Raw genomic sequence first — 3,940 nt, forward strand, 5'->3', positions numbered from 1 at the left:
GAAGCTGCAGCTGCACGCCCGCTCGATCCTGCTGCCGCACCCGTCGGCCGGCATGTTGCACATCGAAGCGCCTTTGAGCCCAGAGATGAAGGAAGGCTTCCGTAAGTTCGGCTTCTCGGAAGACGAGGCCGAGCAGGATCCGTTCGCGCGGCGTCAGACCAAGCGGCGCTAATACGCAGCGCCGCTTGGCCCCCCACCAGGCCGCGCTATGGGGGCGCGCGCGGCCGTTCCGCCTTCGCGGGCGGGTCTCTAGACCAAATCAATCAGGGGTTTGGCGCTCTTGCTGTCCGGGAAGACCTTGGTCTCCAGCATGGCGCGGTCGACGCCCATGTGCTCAGCCAAGACGCCCTTGAAGAGCCCGCGCATGTCCAGCGTCGGGGCCGTGTCGCGGTTCTCGAACAGGGCGTTCTGGGCTAGGCCGGGCCAGTCGCCGACGATGCCGCCCGGCTTCAGCGCACCGCCCAGGATCAGGCCGGTGGACGCCGTGCCGTGATCCGTGCCACCCGTGCCATTCACCCGCGCCGTGCGACCGAACTCGGTGACGACGATCACGACGGTATTCCGCCATTCCGCCCCAAGCCCGGCATGCAAACCGTCCAACACCGCGTCCAGATAGGACAGGCGCGTGGCGATCTGGCCGGACTGACCCGCGTGCGTGTCGAACCCGTCCAGCGAGACAGCCGCGATTTGCGGTCCTCTCGGCTGAATCATGAATCCGCCAAGCGTCGATCCTAGCTTCCGCGCCGCCTCGCCGCCCTGCCGATTGCGGCGATCATTGGCCATGGTCGCCGACATCGGCGCCGGAGCGCCCATCGAAGGCGTCGAGGCCGCCGCCAGGTTCATGGCCGGAGTCGCGGCCATGGCGGTCATGGCCTGCTGGGCCATCGTCTCCGTCTCCAGCCCGCGGGCGAAGGCGGGCCCCAGCAGGGGATCGGTCTTGTAGAGGTCCTGCAGCAGGGTCGGCAGACGGGCGCTCTCGTCGACGCCCTTGCCCGGCGACCAGCTGGCCGCCTGCACCTTGCCGCGCAGGATCAGAGGGGCGGTGGTCCCGACGGACAGGCCCTCGACCTTCCGAACGGGCGCGAGCGCTTCGAGCGTTCGATTCAGCCAGCCGGTGTCCGCGCCGTAGACGCCCGAGGCGCCCGTCTCCAGCACGTCCTGCGCCTCGAAGTGCGAGCGGGCCCGGTCGGGACTGGCGATGGCCGGGGCGATCCGGGCCTCACCCTTCAGGGCCAGGGCGTGGACGGTCGAAAGCTCCGGGTGCAGGCCAAAGGTCCCGTCCAGCTTCAGCACCTCGTCGGGTTTCAGCGCGATCGAGCCGCGTAGGGCCGCGTAGTTCGCATCCCCCACGGGCGGCGAGACGGAGAGGCCGTCCATGCCGCCCCGACAGATGACGACAACGAGCTTCTTCTTAGCCAGGTCGCCCTCGGAGGCGGCGAAGGCCTGGCCTCCCAGGAAGGTGACGCCAATGCCCAGGCTGGCGCCCAAGCCCAGCAGCAAGCGGCGGTTTATTGGAGCGTTCATCGGCGTTGGAACTCCGGGCTCATCACGAGAAGGGCGAAGGCTTCGCGACGGGTCTCGGCCCGCGAAACCGCCTCGGCTACGGCGGGAGACAGGCGCGCGCCCAGGGCCTCGACGGCAAGAGAGTTTGGATCGGTGCGGTCGGCGACGACCGCGGCGAAGCCCTGCGCCCACTGCATCCGCTTGATCAAGGCGTCTGGCGCCGCCCAGGTCTGGGCGTCCTCCGCCCAGCCTTTAGGGGAGGGGGCGGAGAACGGCTTCTGGCCCAGGCCCGTCAGGACCGGCGCGAGACGCTCGATCGCCGAGGGCTCGGCCCCGATCAGCCGCCAGGTCGACAGGGTGTACTCGTAGGGCGTCTTGAACTTGGCGGGCGCCGGGTCCCAGGCCTCGGGGCTGTCGATCAGGGTCTGGGCGACCTTGGCGAGATCGCCGCCGGTCTCCATCCAGCGTCGCTCAAGCCGTTCGGTCAGCGACGGTGGTGGCGCATCCGAGACGAAGTGGCGGGCGATCTTGCCGCACACGTGACGGGCAGTATGGGGATCGGCGGCCAGATCGCTCAGCACGGCCAGGCCTTGCTTCAGGCCTTGCTGGCCATAGTGGCGGCCCATGACCGTGCGCGCGCCGGGCTCGTGGGCGGCGTCGCGGAACACAAACTGGCCGGGGCGATCCTCCGCGTCGCGGCCGATTGAAAAGCCGGTCAGGGCGCGCGCGAACTCAGTGACATCCGCCTGGCCGTAGCCGGCGTCAACGCCGACGGTGTGCAGTTCGAGAATCTCGCGCGCCAGGTTCTCGTTCAGCCCGGCCTTGCTCTTGCCTCGACGCGCCGCAAAGCTCGCCGCCCGGCTGCCAGGCCCAATCGACTGCGCCTGGTCCAGATAGGTCAGCATGGCCGGATGTGTCGATGAGGCGACGAGCAGGGTCTCGAAGCTGGCGAACACGTTGGGCCGGATCGCCTCGCGCTCGAAGGGGCCGATCAGCGCCGAGGTGACCTGCTTGGTCGCCGAGACGGTGAAATGGTTTGCCCAGAACAGCGTCCAGCGCTCGCGGAAAGCCGCGTCGGTGTTGGTCGCTAGTCGCGCCCGCGCCAGGAAGTCCGCGCCAACCTTGTCGCGTAGCGCCCGCTGGGCGTCCTTGAAGGTCTGGGCGTTGGCGGTCGTTTGATCGACCCGTCCGTCCTTTTGCTGACGCTCCATCTTCCGCTGCTGCTGGAAGTCGCGCATCTGCCTGAAGCGATCTGCCGAGGTTTCGCCGCCATCGGCAGGCAGGTCCGCGCCCTCGCGGCGGATCTGGGCGGCGAGGAAGCCTTTCGGATCAGCTTTCGCCGCGTCGATCTCTCCGGGGCGGGCGCCAAGGCCGAAGCGGGTGACCGCGATCGCGGCCATCATGTCCTTGCTGGGCAGGCTCAACGGCCGCTCTCCCTTGCGCGACGACGTGACATTGCCCATTCAACGCGTGTCCGCCGCCGTTCCGTCGCGCGCGGCCCGAAAAACGAGTTTCCCGTGTCCGACAAAGCCGAGCTGCTGCTGAAACCCAAGCGCTTCTACAAGGTCGCCGCCGCGGCGCCCTTCGTTAGCGAAAACCAGGAAGGCGGCTTCGCCGTCCAGCTGGATGGCCGCACGCCCAAGTCGCCGGCCAAGAAGCCGCTGGTCCTGCCGACAAGAGCCTTGGCCGACCTGGTCGCGACCGAGTGGGAAGCGCAGGTCGAGTTCATCGACAACAGCCTGATGCCCGCCTCGCGCCTGGCCTTCACCGCGATCGACCGGGTTTCCGAAACCCGCGCCGAAGTCGCCAAGGAGATCACCGCCTACGCCGCCTCCGACCATCTGTGCTATCGCGCCGAGAGTCCCAAGGCCCTGGTCGAGCGGCAAGCTGCCGAATGGGGCGCGATCCTGGATTGGGCCAAGGCCGAGCATGGCCTGGCGTTCACCCCGGTCGCCGGCATTATCCACCAGCCCCAGCCCTCGGCCACGCTGGCCGCGGTCGAAGCCCTGGCCCTGACGCTGGACGACTTCAGTCTCACCGGAATGGCGTTCGCGGCCGGCCTTTTTGGCTCGACCACCCTCGCTCTTGCGGTGCGCGCGGGCCGCCTGACGGGACAGCGGGCCCTGGACCTCTCTCGCCTCGACGAGATCTATCAGGCCGAGCAGTGGGGCGAGGACGCCGAGGCCAAGGCGCGCGCCGAGGCCCTGGCCGTCGAGGCGGCGATGATCGATCGCTGGTTCGCGGCCCTGCGCTGACGGAACGCTCCGGTCGCTGCTCATGCTGCGCTGCCGCAAGGTCCGCCTTGCGCCGAGCCCGCGCCCTCGCTACGCCTGCTCAACAAGGCGGAACGCCGCCACCGAATAAGTCCGGCAGGGGAGTACGCGCGTGCAGCACATTCTCGAGGAACTCGAACGTCGTCGTGAGCAGGCCAAGGCCG

Annotated in this window: 3 protein-coding genes and 1 pseudogene; 2 read left to right on the plus strand and 2 right to left on the minus strand. The window is 68.9% G+C overall.

The genetic code is table 11. From position 1 onward, the window contains the following. Positions 1–172, plus strand: a pseudogene (locus Q0379_RS06030) (RluA family pseudouridine synthase); the annotation flags it as partial. 77 nt (positions 173–249) lie between these two features. On the opposite strand, the gene Q0379_RS06035 reads toward Q0379_RS06030, so the two are convergent. Together Q0379_RS06035 and Q0379_RS06040 are read right to left on the minus strand one after the other, a co-directional pair. Next, a complete protein-coding gene (locus Q0379_RS06035) occupies positions 250–1,524 on the minus strand; it encodes a DUF1501 domain-containing protein (protein WP_299005691.1) in 1,275 nt (424 codons plus the stop codon). Next, positions 1,521–2,966 (minus strand): DUF1800 family protein, encoded by a 1,446-nt coding sequence (locus tag Q0379_RS06040; RefSeq protein ID WP_299005694.1) that lies wholly within the window; start codon positions 2,964–2,966, stop codon positions 1,521–1,523. The genes Q0379_RS06035 and Q0379_RS06040 overlap by 4 nt, the downstream gene beginning before the upstream one ends. A 54-nt stretch (positions 2,967–3,020) precedes the next feature. Between Q0379_RS06040 and Q0379_RS06045 the strand changes: the two genes are divergently transcribed. Continuing rightward, the gene (locus Q0379_RS06045; protein ID WP_299005697.1) at positions 3,021–3,758 is read left to right on the plus strand and encodes an ATP12 family protein; all 738 of its coding nucleotides are present in this window, start codon (positions 3,021–3,023) and stop codon (positions 3,756–3,758) included. Positions 3,759–3,940 lie beyond the last annotated feature (182 nt).

It is taken from the genome of uncultured Caulobacter sp. (assembly GCF_937900395.1).
Classification (GTDB): Bacteria; Pseudomonadota; Alphaproteobacteria; order Caulobacterales; family Caulobacteraceae; genus Caulobacter.